Source organism: Pseudomonas sp. TE24901 (genome assembly GCF_054058375.1).
On the sequence record NZ_JBSSAF010000007.1, the window covers coordinates 65,377 to 79,825 of the forward strand.

At 60.8% G+C, this 14,449-nt stretch carries 14 protein-coding genes; 4 read left to right on the plus strand and 10 right to left on the minus strand.

The genetic code is table 11. From position 1 onward, the window contains the following. Positions 1–31: 31 nt before the first annotated feature. The 5 genes from ACVWVP_RS15500 to ACVWVP_RS15520 form a co-directional block, all read right to left on the minus strand. A complete protein-coding gene (locus ACVWVP_RS15500) occupies positions 32–571 on the minus strand; it encodes a C40 family peptidase (RefSeq protein ID WP_176996236.1) in 540 nt (179 codons plus the stop codon). 145 nt (positions 572–716) lie between these two features. Further along, positions 717–1,346 carry a C40 family peptidase gene (locus tag ACVWVP_RS15505; RefSeq protein ID WP_178919833.1) on the minus strand — a complete coding sequence of 210 codons (630 nt, stop codon included), beginning with the start codon at positions 1,344–1,346 and terminating at the stop codon, positions 717–719. A 213-nt stretch (positions 1,347–1,559) separates the two neighbouring features. Then, a complete protein-coding gene (gene hda / locus ACVWVP_RS15510) occupies positions 1,560–2,264 on the minus strand; it encodes a DnaA regulatory inactivator Hda (RefSeq protein WP_457407003.1) in 705 nt (234 codons plus the stop codon). A 203-nt stretch (positions 2,265–2,467) separates the two neighbouring features. Beyond that, positions 2,468–3,541 (minus strand): AI-2E family transporter, encoded by a 1,074-nt coding sequence (locus ACVWVP_RS15515; RefSeq protein ID WP_176996238.1) that lies wholly within the window; start codon positions 3,539–3,541, stop codon positions 2,468–2,470. 42 nt (positions 3,542–3,583) lie between these two features. Beyond that, positions 3,584–4,624 (minus strand): DUF2066 domain-containing protein, encoded by a 1,041-nt coding sequence (locus ACVWVP_RS15520; protein ID WP_457407005.1) that lies wholly within the window; start codon positions 4,622–4,624, stop codon positions 3,584–3,586. A gap of 355 nt (positions 4,625–4,979) precedes the next feature. Here ACVWVP_RS15520 and purM point away from each other — a divergent pair, with 355 nt between their 5' ends. The 4 genes from purM to ACVWVP_RS15540 all read left to right on the plus strand — a co-directional run bounded on the left by purM (position 4,980) and on the right by ACVWVP_RS15540 (position 7,977). Then, positions 4,980–6,038 (plus strand): phosphoribosylformylglycinamidine cyclo-ligase, encoded by a 1,059-nt coding sequence (gene purM / locus ACVWVP_RS15525; RefSeq protein ID WP_457407007.1) that lies wholly within the window; start codon positions 4,980–4,982, stop codon positions 6,036–6,038. After that, positions 6,038–6,688 (plus strand): phosphoribosylglycinamide formyltransferase, encoded by a 651-nt coding sequence (gene purN, locus ACVWVP_RS15530; protein WP_178919835.1) that lies wholly within the window; start codon positions 6,038–6,040, stop codon positions 6,686–6,688. Before purM ends, purN begins: the two co-directional genes overlap by 1 nt. Before the next feature lie 8 nt (positions 6,689–6,696). After that, entirely contained in the window at positions 6,697–7,410 is a 714-nt protein-coding gene (locus tag ACVWVP_RS15535) for a DUF3108 domain-containing protein (protein ID WP_178919836.1), read from the plus strand. A gap of 378 nt (positions 7,411–7,788) precedes the next feature. Then, entirely contained in the window at positions 7,789–7,977 is a 189-nt protein-coding gene (locus tag ACVWVP_RS15540; protein WP_178919837.1) for a hypothetical protein, read from the plus strand. Between the two features lie 167 nt (positions 7,978–8,144). On the opposite strand, the gene ACVWVP_RS15545 is transcribed toward ACVWVP_RS15540, so the two are convergent. The 5 genes from ACVWVP_RS15545 to cysM form a co-directional block, all read right to left on the minus strand. Continuing rightward, on the minus strand, positions 8,145–8,690 hold the full coding sequence (locus tag ACVWVP_RS15545) for a DUF2058 domain-containing protein (protein ID WP_176996243.1): 546 nt from the start codon (positions 8,688–8,690) through the stop codon (positions 8,145–8,147). A 25-nt stretch (positions 8,691–8,715) separates the two neighbouring features. Continuing rightward, on the minus strand, positions 8,716–9,549 hold the full coding sequence (mazG, locus tag ACVWVP_RS15550; RefSeq protein ID WP_259172931.1) for a nucleoside triphosphate pyrophosphohydrolase: 834 nt from the start codon (positions 9,547–9,549) through the stop codon (positions 8,716–8,718). A 138-nt stretch (positions 9,550–9,687) separates the two neighbouring features. Then, positions 9,688–11,931 (minus strand): GTP diphosphokinase, encoded by a 2,244-nt coding sequence (relA, locus tag ACVWVP_RS15555; RefSeq protein WP_176996244.1) that lies wholly within the window; start codon positions 11,929–11,931, stop codon positions 9,688–9,690. A gap of 137 nt (positions 11,932–12,068) precedes the next feature. Then, positions 12,069–13,421, minus strand: a complete 1,353-nt coding sequence (gene rlmD, locus ACVWVP_RS15560; protein WP_457407014.1) for a 23S rRNA (uracil(1939)-C(5))-methyltransferase RlmD — start codon at positions 13,419–13,421, stop codon at positions 12,069–12,071. Further along, on the minus strand, positions 13,421–14,323 hold the full coding sequence (cysM, locus tag ACVWVP_RS15565; protein ID WP_178919840.1) for a cysteine synthase CysM: 903 nt from the start codon (positions 14,321–14,323) through the stop codon (positions 13,421–13,423). The genes rlmD and cysM overlap by 1 nt, the downstream gene beginning before the upstream one ends. Positions 14,324–14,449: the final 126 nt, after the last annotated feature.

The following is a 14,449-nucleotide window of genomic DNA, read 5'->3' on the forward strand; positions in this document are numbered from 1 at the left end:
GTAGGAGCCGGCTTGCCGGCTCCTACGGGTGTTATGGGTTGCGAGCCAGGTTTGCTGGCAACACGCGCTTGGCGCTCAGGTAAGCATTCTGCCAATACGCCTTGGACAAGGTATCCAGCTTGACCGTACCGCCGGTTTGCGGCGCGTGTACGAAACGCCCCTCCCCCACGTAGATCCCGGCATGGCTGACCTGTGAACCGCCACCGGTGGCGAAGAACAGCAAGTCGCCGGTCTGCAGGTTCTCTTCGCTGACGTCCTGGGCACGCATCACGATCAGCTCGCGGGTGGTGCGCGGCAACGAGATACCCGCCGCGTCACGGTAGACAAAGCCGATCAAGCCACTGCAGTCGAAACCGGAGTCCGGTGTGTTGCCGCCCCAGCGGTAAGGCGTGCCAACCAGGCCCAGCGCACGGAAGAGCACGTCTTCGGCAGCAGGCGAGAAGCTCTGACTGGAATAGTTGAACACGGGCTTGGGCTTGGCCGCCACGAACGCAGGGGGCGGTGGACGGCTTGCGCAGGCGCTGAGGAGCGCGGCGCAAACGAGAAGAATAAGGCGGGCTGAGGTCGACATGGGCAGAACAATCCTGGTCTGGATGCGGCTTTTCGCTGCCGAACGCTGAAAACCAGAACGCGCAAGCAAAGCTCGCGCGAACGGATTACAACAATATCCAGGGATTCTAGCGCTTACACGTCAAACTTCAAGTATCACTTTAAGTTTACTTGCTAGCGGTAACCGTCGTCGGGGCCATGGCGAGTGCGCGCTTGGCTTCGATGAAGGTTTTGCTCCAGTAGCTGTCACCCAGGTTGTCGACTCGAACACCGCCACTGCGACGGCTGCTGGAGTGGATAAACTGGTTGTCGCCCAGGTAGATACCTGCATGGCTTACGCGACCACGACCCGCCGTACTGAAGAAAAGCAGATCACCCGGCTTGAGGTTGTTGCGCGCGACCAACGGTGCATCCACGTTGATCATTTCGCGGGTGGAGCGTGGCAGGTTCATGCCCGCTTCTTCGCGAAACAGGTAGCCGATGAAGCCGCTGCAGTCGAAACCGGCTTCAGAGGTACCGCCGAAACGGTAACGGGTACCGATCAGGGACATGCCACGTTCAAGAATGCTGTCGGCCAGAACTGGAAGCTGGTAAGGCTTGTTGCCGGCGAAGTCGGCCAGTTCCTTCTCGGTTGCAACTTCTTCCTCATAGACAGTGGAAGACTGCGATGCAACGAATTTTGCCTGGGACTGCTGTTGGGTTTTCTGCTGCTCTGCCACTTGCTGAGGGTGGGAGGCGCAACCAAACAACAGGGTAACGAGTGCGAGGGGCACGAGGGGTGCGAAGCGATTTAGCATGGGCACGACCGTGGCTGATATGTAAAGAAGTCGAGACTATGCCCGCTATCAGATCGATTTGCAAATTCAATCGTGATCTATGTGACTTCTTGTTTGGACTATGACATCTAAGCCCTTAACACCCTATACGTGCCTTTTGCGTGGCCAAACCGGCCCAAACGCAGGTTTTCTGGCGCCTGTAATTTGCCAGAAGCCCCGAAACACAAGGGTTGGCTACCAGCCGAGGGTTTCCTTGAGGAAGGGAATGGTGAGCTTGCGCTGGGCCTGCAAGGAGGCCTGGTCGAGTTGTTCGAGCAAGTCGAACAACGCACTCATGCTTCGAGTGCCGCGCGTGAGGATAAAGTGCCCCACTTCGTCAGTGAGGTGCAGGCCGCGACGGGAAGCGCGCAGCTGCAAGGCGCGCAGTTTGTCTTCGTCGGACAACGGGCGCATCTGGAAGATCAACGCCAGGGTCATGCGCGACTTGAGGTCGGCCAGCTTGATCGGCAATTCGCGTGGCGAGGTGGATGCCGCGATCAACAGGCGCCGCCCACTGTCACGCAGGCGGTTGAACAGGTGAAACAACGCCTCTTCCCACTCGGCGTTGCCGGCGATCGCTTGCAGATCGTCCAGGCACACCAGCTCGTATTGTTCGAGATGGTCGAAGATACCGATCCCGCGATCCATCAACTCCGCCAGGGGCAGGTAAACCGCCGGCTCGCCCATCTGCTCGAAACGCAGGCACGCGGCCTGCAGCAGGTGGGTACGCCCCACGCCGTGTTTGCCCCACAGGTAGATCAGGCTTTCAGTCCACCCGGCGTCGGCTTCGCAAAGCCGCTCGACATAGCCGAGTGCAGCGGCATTGGCGCCTGGGTAGTAGTTGATGAAGGTGGCGTCGTCACGCAGACGCACACCCAAGGGCAGCTGAATCGGTTTCATGCTGACTGAACGGCTCCAAACGAACCGTTAGTGGCCTCTGTGTAAAGTTTGCAAAGTTTATACCCGTGACGCCGGGCGCACAATGCAGCAGACCACAAGCAAAATCAAAGGTTTGCGTTAACCTGGGCGATTTGCGCAAATTGTTTGACACCCCGGTGCCATAAACCACAAACCCGGCCTGGGCCGGGTTTGTGACGAAGGGGTTACAGGTCGGGGTCTTCCACCCCCGTGTACACATCCGAATCCTTGTACAGATCATGCACATGGCGCACCAGCACCATGATCACCGCCGCCACCGGCAGCGCCAGCAGGATGCCGGTAAAGCCGAACAGCTCACCGCCCGCCAGGATCGCGAAGATCACGGCCACCGGGTGCAGGCCGATCCGATCTCCCACCAGCAGCGGCGTCAGCACCATCCCCTCCAACGCCTGACCCACCATGAACACCGCAACGATACCCAGCATCGGATACAGGTCGCCACCAAACTGGAACAACCCCGCCACCAGCGCCGCGCCGATACCGATCACAAACCCCATATAAGGCACGATAGCGGCCAGGCCGGCGATCAGGCCGATCAACAGGCCCAATTCCAGGCCGATCGCCATCAGGCCCGCTGCGTAAATGATCCCCAGCGCCAGCATCACCAGTAACTGGCCACGTACAAACGCCCCCAGCACCTCATGACACTCTTCGGCGAGGGAGACAATGCGCTCCTCACGATTGCGCGGCAGCAGGCTGCGGATCTTGGCCATCATGATGTCCCAGTCACGCAGCAGGTAGAACGCCACCACCGGGATCAGCACCAGGTTGGTCAGCCAGCCAATCAACGCCAGGCTGGACGCCGTGGCCTGGCTGAGCACCACGCCAACGATATCGGTGGTCTGGCCCATGTGCTCACTGATGGCCGCCTTGACCTTGTCGAACTTCCAGAACCCATCCGACAACCCCAGCTTGGCCTGGGCCCACGGCATGGCCGTGTGCTGCAGCCAGTCGAGCATCTGCGGCGCCAGCTCATAGAGACGAAACAGCTGCTTGGCCAACATCGGCACCAGCACCAGCACCAACGCCGTGATGATCAAGGTGAACAAGGCGAACACCGCCACCACGCCCCAGGTGCGCGACAGGCCGACTTTTTCCAGGCGATCCACCACCGGATCGAACAGATAAGCCAGCAGCAACGCAACCAGGAATGGCGTCAGGATCGAATGCAGCAAAAACACAAAACCGCACAGCAGGACAATCCCGCCAAGCCACACCCAACGACGCGTATCCGCCATAAACCACTCCATCTCTAGCTGCTTCTATATAAGGAAGAACATTTACCAACGAAAACGCAGTTGCGCCTGAGGCTCGGGAGCAGGGGCCGGTTGAGTGCCGTCCACTGCCGACTGCTGTGCAGGTGCCTCACCCGCTGGCACCTCCTGCAACTTGGCCAGACTCAACTGAGTACGCAACTGATCGGCACTGCCATTGACGCGATACACGATGCGATTGCCATCGACCAACAGGGGCTGCCCACCAAACGGCTCAAGCAGATGGCCCAATGCGGCATAACGCTCAAGGGTCATGCCCTGCACTTCCAGCAATTGTTCCGTACTCACGCCCGGCTTGACCGCGAAGCGTGGCGCGAGCTTCTGGCTGACCGCCAGCATCACCGCATCGGCGACGGCGCCGGTATCAGCGCCTTGGGCGGTGCCCTGCTCGCTCTTGTCACCCAGCCACAAGCGCCACTTGGCTTGCCATTGGTTGCCTTCCTGGCGCGCATGCACCGCCAGCAACGCATCGGCGCCGTAACGCTCGGACGCGGCGCGCAAGGGCGTGGCATCGGCGCTTTCCAGGTTCGGCGCGGTGGCGACCACCTGCTCGTCCAGGTCACCCAACGGCAGGCGCAGTGGCAAGCCACGGTGCTGTGCGGCTCGGCGCAATGCCTGGGCAACTGCCTGGCCATCACCGACCAGGCTGCTGCCTTCGGTGGAATCGTTCAGCCACCAACCGAGGATCGACGGCCGATTGCTGCCCCAGATCGACAGGCCCGCCTCACGCAAGGCGCGGTCGGTGCTCACCGGGTCGAAATCCACTTGCAGGCTTTCCGGAGGGCCGGCGTCGTAGCCGTACTGGCTGATGATTTGTTGCGGATCCTTACGGACGGCTGCCAGACCCGGGCCATCGGCAGCCTTGGCGTCGCCGGTCAGGCGGATTACCAGGGTCTGCACGGCGCGCTGGGTGGCCTGGTCGCGCTCCTGGGGCGACTGGCTGCTGACCGGTTCAAGTACTTGGTAAAGACCATTGAGGGTTTCGGCATGACTCGCCAGGCTGACCAACGACAAGCAGCCTACAAAGAAGAATTTGCACAGACGCATGAAAGATTCCCGAACGACAAAATTAGCGGCTGGAACAGACCGTGTGAACTCGGTTTGCCAAGGCTGTGACCACAGCGACTGGTAAAACATTCACAGGGTCTTGGTAAGTTTTCGTACTGTCATAACGATAGCGGGTTCAAGGCTATACCTTAATACGCGCCTTGGCAGACTCGGTCAGCAATTTTTAACCGGCTTTTTTCACGGATATGGCCCTGCCCGTCGGCCCGAGGATGGCCGCTGCCCCTCAAGCCTGATAAAATCGCGCGCCTTCGCAGACCGTCAACGGCTGGGCCTTTTACAAAAAGCGCCTGCCCGCTCGGTCGTTACCCAGAAATCCCCCCTAAAGGCCTGGATCATGAGCAAGCAACCCTCCCTGAGCTACAAGGACGCCGGTGTAGACATCGACGCCGGTGAAGCATTGGTCGAACGCATCAAGAGCGTCGCCAAGCGCACTGCGCGCCCCGAAGTCATGGGCGGCCTGGGCGGTTTTGGCGCCCTCTGCGAAATCCCGGCCGGCTACAAGCAGCCTGTACTGGTCTCCGGCACCGACGGCGTGGGCACCAAGCTGCGCCTGGCACTGAACCTGAACAAACACGACAGCATCGGCATCGACCTGGTTGCCATGTGCGTCAACGACCTGGTGGTGTGCGGCGCCGAGCCGCTGTTCTTCCTGGACTACTACGCCACCGGCAAGCTGAACGTCGACACCGCAGCACAAGTGGTCACCGGTATCGGCGCTGGCTGCGAACTGTCGGGTTGCTCCCTGGTGGGCGGCGAAACCGCTGAAATGCCGGGCATGTACGAAGGCGAAGACTATGACTTGGCCGGCTTCTGCGTTGGCGTTGTAGAAAAAGCTGAAATCATCGACGGTTCCAAAGTCACCGCGGGCGACGCCCTGCTGGCCCTGCCGTCCTCCGGCCCGCACTCCAACGGTTACTCGCTGATCCGCAAGATCATCGAAGTGTCCGGCGCCGACATCGAGAACACCCAGCTCGACGGCAAGCCGCTGACCGACCTGCTGATGGCTCCGACCCGCATCTACGTCAAGCCACTGCTCAAGCTGATCAAGGACACCGGCGCCGTCAAGGCCATGGCCCACATCACCGGTGGCGGCCTGCTGGACAACATCCCGCGCGTCCTGCCTAAAGGCGCCCAGGCCATTGTCGACGTGGCCAGCTGGCAGCGTCCTGCGGTCTTCGACTGGCTGCAAGAGAAAGGCAACGTCAACGAAACCGAGATGCACCGCGTGCTGAACTGCGGCGTGGGCATGGTGATCTGCGTGGCACAAGAGCACGTTGAAACCGCGCTGAACGTGCTGCGTGAAGCCGGCGAGCAGCCTTGGGTCATCGGTCAGATCGCCACTGCCCCGGAAGGCGCAGCCCAGGTTGAACTGAAGAACCTCAAGGCTCATTAATGTCTCAGACCTGTGATGTCGTGGTGCTGCTCTCCGGCACCGGCAGTAACTTGCAGGCCCTGATCGACAGCACGCGCACCGGCGACAGCCCGGTGCGCATCGCTGCGGTGATCTCCAACCGCAGCGACGCCTACGGCCTGCAACGCGCCAGGGACGCGGGTATCGAAACCCGCTCGCTGGATCACAAGGCCTTCGAAGGCCGCGAAGCCTTCGATGCCGCCCTGGTCGAACTGATCGACGCCTTCAACCCCAAACTCGTGGTACTCGCTGGCTTCATGCGCATCCTCAGCGCTGACTTCGTGCGCCACTATGAAGGGCGCCTGCTGAACATCCACCCTTCCCTGCTCCCCAAGTACAAAGGCATGCACACGCACCAGCGCGCGCTCGACGCCGGCGACAGCGAGCATGGCTGCAGCGTGCACTTTGTCACCGAGGAACTCGATGGCGGGCCTCTGGTCGTACAGGCAGTGGTTCCGGTAGAGTCTGCAGACTCGGCGCAGACGCTTGCGCAACGGGTTCACACCCAGGAACACAGGATTTACCCGCTGGCTGTTCGCTGGTTTGCCGAGGGGCGGTTGATTCTTGGTGAACAGGGTGCATTATTGGACGGTCAGTTACTCGCGGCCAGCGGCCACTTGATTCGAACCTAGGAGATTTTATGCGTCGCGCCTTGCTCTTCGCTTTTGCGCTGTTCGCCTTGCCTGCCGTGCAAGCAGCAGACCTTCACCCTTTCTCCGCCAGCTACACCGCCGACTGGAAACAGTTGCCCATGAGTGGTTCGGCTGAACGCAGCCTGACCAAGAACGACAATGGCTCCTGGACCTTGAACTTCAAGGCTTCCATGATGATTGCCAGCCTCACCGAAACCAGCGTGATCCAGTTCGACAAGGACGCCCTGCAACCGAAGAGCTACACCTTCGAACGCGGCGGCCTGGGCAAGGCGAAGAAGATCAACCTGGACTTCGACCGCACGACCAACAAGGTCACCGGTTTCGAAAACAAGGACCCGGTCAACGTCACCCTCGAAAGTGGCATGCTCGACAAGTCGACCTACCAGCTGGCCCTGCAACGTGACGTGGCCGCCGGCAAGAAAAGCATGAGCTACCGCGTGGTCGAAGGCACTGACGTCGACACCTACGACTTCCGTGTGATCGGCCCGGAAAAGGTCCAGACCAAGGCCGGCTCCATCGATGCGATCAAGGTCGAGCGTGTACGCGACCCGTCGCAGAGCAAACGCATCACCCAGATGTGGTTTGCCAAGGACTGGGGCGGCATCCTGGTTGCCCTGCGCCAGGTTGAAACCGACGGCAAGGAATACAACATCATGCTGCTCGACGGTACCGTTGACGGCAAGGCTGTCAAAGGCAGCTGATGGGCGGGTGAGCCAGAGAAGAGCCTCGCGGAATGCGGGGCTTTTTTTTGCCTGTTGGTTTTGCGTTGAAGCTTCTACCGCTATCTCCGGCAAACCGGCTCCTACAAGGGGAATGCGCTCCAAAGGTAGGAGCCGGCTTGCCGGCGATGGCGTCAGCATGGCCAATACAGCCCCAAAAGCCTGACCCGAACATGAAACTTCTGTCATAAAACTCAACGACCTGCGACGCAATCCCACGGTTTACGCGGCCTGCAGGATAGTTGCGTTTTATGCAATGAATTGTTGCGCAGAAAATCGGTTTACTTAGCAAGCTAACAAAACATATAAAAGAGGCCTGCGACGACTTGCCGCAGATCAACCAGAGATTGGAGCAAGCAGATGACTGTAAAAGTAACTGAACGCGACGACGAACATATGTCCCACGAAGCAGTAGCCCACGGGATTCATATCTGGGATGTACATCAGCAAGATCAGTTGGTCGGCATGTTTCACAACGAGAACGAAGCCCACAATTATAAAAACGAGCTCGAATCTCTCGAACTGAAACGCCAGGCGCAAAGCTCCTGAGTATTCGCACGGTTCGGGTCCCTGGCCCACGCAGCCTTGATGCCTGAAAACACAAAACCCGCCTTTTGAGCGGGTTTTGTATTGAAGGGGGGCGCTAGGCAGCCGGCGCGGGGCAAGCCCGCTAACAACAAACCCCGCCAACGGCGGGGTTTGTTGTGTTTACGGGCTTACCACATCAGATCGTCCGGGATCTGGTAGGCGGCGTATGGATCGTCCTCATCGGGCACCTGGCTTTCAGTGAGGACATTGAGCTGCACGATACGCTCCGGTGCACGCTCCTGGATCTTCAGCGCTGCTTCACGCGGGATGACCTCGTAGCCGCCACCGTGATGCACGATCGCCAGGGAGCCGTTGCTCAGCTTGTTTCGCATCAAGGTGTTGACCGACAGGCGCTTGACCTTCTTGTCGTCCACGAAGTTGTAGTAGTCCTCGGTGGTCAACTTAGGCAGGCGCGAGGTCTCGATCAGTTGCTTGACCTGCGCGGTGCGGGCCTTGGCCTCGGCTTTTTCCTGCTGCTGGCGGTTCAGCTCCTGGTCGCGCTTGACCTTCTCGGCCTGCGCTTCCTGGGCCAGGCGCGCCTGGGTGTCATCGGCTTCGATCTGGCCTTTATGGACCAGGCGTTGCTGCTTCTGTTTCTCTTTGCCGACCTGCTTGGCCTGCTTTTGGTTGACCAGACCTGCTTTGAGCAACTGGTCGCGAAGGGAAAGGCTCATGGTGCTTACTCACTTAGGCAACTGCTCAACCGCAGCTGGACACATTCTTTTCCTGACGTTTGGCTTCACCCCACAGGGCGTCCAACTCTTCGAGGGTGCAATCTTCTATGGGTTTGTGCGTATCGCGCAATGCCTGTTCGATAAATCGGAAACGTCGTTCGAACTTGGCATTGGCGCCACGCAGCGCGGTTTCCGGGTCGACCTTGAGGTGGCGGGCCAAATTGACGGCGGCAAACAGCAGGTCGCCCACTTCATCAGCGATGGCCACAGAATCGTTATCAGCCATGGCTTCGAGCACTTCATCCAGCTCTTCGCGCACGTTGTCCACCACCGGCAGTGCGGATGGCCAGTCGAAACCGACCTGGCTGGCGCGTTTCTGCAATTTGGCGGCACGGGATAAAGACGGCAAGGCGGTGGGCACATCATCAAGCAGGGACAATTGCTCCGGCGCGTCGGATTTTTCCGCACGCTCCTCGGCCTTGATCTGCTCCCAGCGTTCCTTGACCTGCTCCTCGCTCAACTGCGGGATATCCAAGGGCGCGTACAGATCACCGGTGGGGAACACATGGGGATGGCGGCGAATGAGCTTGCGGGTGATGCTGTCGATCACCCCGGCGAACTCGAAACGTCCCTCTTCCCGCGCCAGCTGGCTGTAATACACCACTTGGAACAGCAGGTCGCCCAACTCGCCTTGCAGGTGATCGAAGTCACCACGCTCGATGGCATCGGCAACCTCGTAGGCTTCTTCCAGAGTATGTGGAACGATAGTGGCGTAGGTTTGCTTGATGTCCCACGGGCAACCGTATTGCGGGTCGCGCAGGCGGTTCATCAAGTACAGCAAGTCATCTAGTGAATACATTGATCTCTATCCGCTGAAAATCAAATGTGGGAGCGGGCTTGCTCGCGAATGCGATGTGTCAGCCACAAACTTTTGACTGATAGACCGCATTCGCGAGCAAGCCCGCTCCCACATTTCAGACCTCGCTCATCCAGCTAATCAAGGGGTGCGGTTACGTCGCGTCTCGATGATGTTCGGCAACTGGGAAATGCGCCCCAGCAACCGCCCCAACGCGTCCAGCCCCGGAATCTCGATGGTCAGGGACATCAACGCGGTGTTGTCCTCTTTGTTCGAGCGGGTGTTGACCGCCAGCACGTTGATCCGCTCGTTAAGCAGCACTTGCGAGACGTCACGCAGCAAACCGGAACGGTCGTAGGCACGAATAACGATGTCCACCGGATAGGTGAGCACCGGCACCGGCCCCCAGCTGACCTGGATGATTCGCTCCGGCTCGCGCCCGCCCAGCTGCAGCACCGAGGCGCAGTCCTGGCGGTGAATGCTCACGCCACGCCCCTGGGTGATGTAGCCGACGATGGCGTCGCCCGGCAACGGCTGGCAGCAACCGGCCATTTGCGTCATCAGGTTGCCCACGCCCTGGATCTGGATGTCGCCGCGCTTGCCCGGCTTGTAGCCCGTGGCCTTGCGTGGGATCAGCTCCAGCTGTTCGCTGCCGCGCTCCGGCTCGACCAGTTGCTGGGCCAGGTTGACCAGTTGCGCCAGGCGCAGGTCGCCGGCACCCAGCGCCGCGAACATGTCTTCGGCGATCTTCATGTTGGCCTTTTCGGCCAGCTTGTCGAAGTCCACCTGCGGCAGGCCCAGACGCGCCAACTCGCGTTCGAGCAGGGTCTTGCCGGCCGCGACGTTCTGGTCGCGGGCCTGCAATTTGAACCAGTGGACGATCTTCGCCCGTGCCCGCGACGTGGTGATGTAGCCCAGGTTCGGGTTCAGCCAGTCGCGGCTCGGCGTGCCGTGCTTGCTGGTGATGATCTCGACCTGTTCACCGGTTTGCAGGCTGTAGTTGAGCGGCACGATGCGCCCGTTGATCTTGGCGCCCCGGCAGTTGTGGCCGATCTCGGTGTGCACGCGGTAGGCAAAGTCCAGCGGCGTGGCGCCCTTCGGCAAGTCGATGGCATGGCCGTCAGGGGTGAAGATGTAGACCCGGTCCGGCTCGATATCCACGCGCAACTGTTCGGCCAGGCCGCCGATGTCGCCCAGCTCTTCGTGCCATTCCAGTACTTGGCGCAGCCAGGAGATTTTCTCTTCGTACTGGTTGGACCCGGCCTTGACGTCGGTGCCCTTGTAGCGCCAATGCGCGCACACCCCCAGCTCCGCCTCTTCGTGCATGGCGTGGGTGCGGATCTGCACTTCCAGCACCTTGCCCTCGGGGCCGATCACCGCCGTGTGCAGCGAGCGATAGCCGTTCTCCTTGGGGTTGGCGATGTAGTCGTCGAATTCCTTGGGAATGTGCCGCCACAGGGTGTGGACGATGCCCAACGCGGTGTAGCAGTCGCGCATTTCCGGCACCAGCACGCGCACCGCACGCACGTCGTAGATCTGGCTGAAGGCCAGGCCCTTGCGCTGCATTTTGCGCCAGATGGAATAGATGTGTTTGGCACGGCCGCTGATGTCGGCTTCAACGCCGGTGGCCTGCAACTCGGAGCGCAATTGGTTCATCACGTCGGTGATAAAGCGCTCACGGTCCAGGCGCCGCTCGTGCAGCAGCGTGGCGATCTGTTTGTATTGGTCGGGCTCGAGGTAGCGGAAGGACAGGTCCTCCAGCTCCCACTTGATGTGGCCGATGCCCAGGCGGTGCGCCAGCGGCGCGTAGATATCGAAGACTTCGCGGGCAACGCGATTGCGTTTTTCGTCGTCGGCGGTCTTCACCGCGCGGATCGCGCAGGTGCGCTCGGCCAGCTTGATCAGTGCAACACGCACGTCATCGACCATGGCCACGAGCATCTTGCGCAGGTTCTCGACCTGACCCTGGGTGCCCAGCACCATGGATTGGCGCGGGCTGAGGCTGGCGCTGATGGCCGCCATGCGCAGCACGCCGTCGATCAGCTTGGCGACCACGGCGCCGAAACGCTGGCTGACCAGCGGCAACGCGATATGCCCTTCACGCACGCCGCGATAGAGCACGGCGGCGATCAGCGAGTCCTGGTCCAACTTGAGATCGGCGAGGATCTCGGCGATTTCCAACCCGGTGCGAAAGCTTGAAGTGCCTTCGGCCCACAGGTTCTTGGCCGCATTGTTTTGCTGCTCCGACTCACGAGCGAACTCGCAAGCGGCCTTCAAGGCTTCACGGTCCAGTGCCGGGTCGACACTGACGGCATGATCCAGCCATGCCTCGAGATTGATACTGCCGTCGGTGTTGATCGGCTGGTGTGCTCTCACCTGTACCATCTTGCTTACCTTCCCTACGACGCACCTTCGATGCGCCAAAAATCATCGCTGACCTGCTTTAACTATTAAAGCTTACACACGCTCCCTGGCAGGTCACGGCCTTGGAGAATGCAGGCCAGTCGGATTAAACGGGCATCCTAGCCCGCTTCAAATAACGCCATGGCCTCGACATGCGCTGTCTGCGGAAACATGTCGAGGATCCCGGCACGCTTTAGCCGGTAGCCTTGCTTGACCAACTCAACCGTGTCCCGCGCCAGCGTGGCCGGGTTGCAGGACACATACACCAGGCGCTTGGCCTTGAGGGTCGCCAGCTTGCGCACGACCTCCAGGGCACCATCGCGGGGTGGGTCCAAGAGTACCGCAGAAAAGCCCTGTTTGGCCCATTCTGCGTCGGTCAAAGGCTGGGACAAATCGGCCTGAAAAAACTGCGCATTATGCAAATTGTTGCTGACGGCATTGAGCGCCGCCCGGTCGACCATGGTCTGTACGCCCTCCACCGCCACGACTTCGCGCACCTGCTGGGCCAGTGGCAGGGCAAAGTTGCCTAGGCCACAGAACAGGTCCAGCACGCGCTCATCGGGCTGTGGCGCCAGCCATTCCAGGGCCTGGGCGACCATTGCCTCGTTCACGCCAGCGTTGACTTGCACGAAGTCGCCCGGGCGGTAAGCCAACTCCAGATTCCACTGCTCCAACCGAAAGCCCAACACCGCGTCGGATTCGACAGGCTCCGGTTGGCCTTCGCCATGCAGCCACAACTGGGCTTCATGGAACACACAGAATTCTTTCAACACCGCCAGGTCCGCGTCGGACAACGGCGCCATATGCCGCAACAACACGGCGATGGACGTGCCACTGAACAACTCCACATGCCCCAAGGCCTGTGGTTTGCTCAGGCGTCGCAACATGTTCGGCAGGCGCTGCATGATCGGTTGCAAGGCCTGTACCAGCACCGGGCAATCGTCGATGGCAACGATGTCCTGGCTGGCCACGGCGCGGAAACCTACTTCGAGATGTTTGGCCTTGGCGTCCCAACGCACCGCCACACGGGCGCGGCGACGGTAGCCGAATTCCGGCCCACTTAAAGGCGCCGCCCACTCTTGCGGCTCGACACCCGCCACACGGGACAATTGTTCGGCGAGCATGCGCTGTTTCAGGGCAAGTTGTTCGGCATGGGGCAAATGCTGCACGCTGCAGCCGCCACAACGGCCAACGTGGGCACACGGCGCCGGCCGGCGCAGTTCACTGGCCTTGAACACCCGCTCGGTACGCGCCTCGACCACTTTGCCGTGCGCGCCCAGCACCCGCGCCTCGACGTCTTCGCCGGCCAGCGCGCCATTCACAAACCAGGTACGACCTTCGAAGAACACAATGCCCCGGCCATCATTGGCCAGGCGCTCGATGGTCAGTTTTTGCTTCTTGCCTACAGGAATCTGTGGGGCCCGGCTGCCGCCCGTCGGTTGGAAGCGCAGGCCTCTCTCGTGCTTGGCCATCAGTTGGGTTCGTCAAAGATGCCGGTCGACAGGTAGCGGTCGCCTCGGTCACAGATGATCGCGACGATCACCGCGTTTTCCACTTCCTTGGACAAGCGCAACATGCCGGCCACGGCGCCGCCCGAGGACACGCCGCAGAAGATGCCTTCTTCACGGGCCAGGCGGCGGGTGGTGTCTTCGGCTTCACGCTGGGCCATGTCGATGATGCGGTCCACGCGGGTCGCGTTGTAGATCTTGGGCAGATACTCCTCGGGCCAGCGGCGGATACCGGGGATGGCCGCGCCTTCCATCGGTTGCAGGCCAACGATCTGGATCGCCGGGTTCTGCTCCTTGAGGTAGCGCGAGTTGCCCATGATGGTACCGGTGGTGCCCATGGAACTGACAAAATGGGTGATGGTGCCCCCGGTCTGGCGCCAGATTTCCGGGCCGGTGGTGGTGTAGTGCGCCTCGGGGTTATCACCGTTGGCGAACTGGTCCAGCACCAAGCCACGGCCTTCGGCGGCCAGGCGCTCGGCCAGGTCGCGCGCGCCCTCCATGCCTTCTTCCTGGGTGACCAGGATCAGCTGGGCGCCATAGGCGGTCATCGCCGCCTTGCGTTCGGCGCTGCCGTTATCGGGCATGATCAGGATCATCTTGTAACCCTTGATCGCCGCGGCCATGGCCAGGGCGATCCCGGTATTACCCGAGGTAGCTTCGATCAGGGTGTCGCCGGGCTTGATCTGCCCGCGCAACTCGGCGCGGGTGATCATCGACAGCGCCGGGCGGTCCTTCACGGAACCGGCCGGGTTGTTCCCTTCGAGCTTGAGCAACAGGGTGTTGCTGGTTTCACCCGCCATGCGTTGCAAGCGGACCAGGGGCGTGTTGCCGACGCAATCGGCGATTGTAGGGTACTGCAAGGTCATGGCGTATTCGCAATCCAGACTGCGGGGCGCACATCATACCGGGAAAGGCCCGCGGGCCATATCACGCAAAGTGCGGTGCTTATGGCTTAAAGGAATAAGTAGGTGATGTGTTGGCTGGGAGGGTGC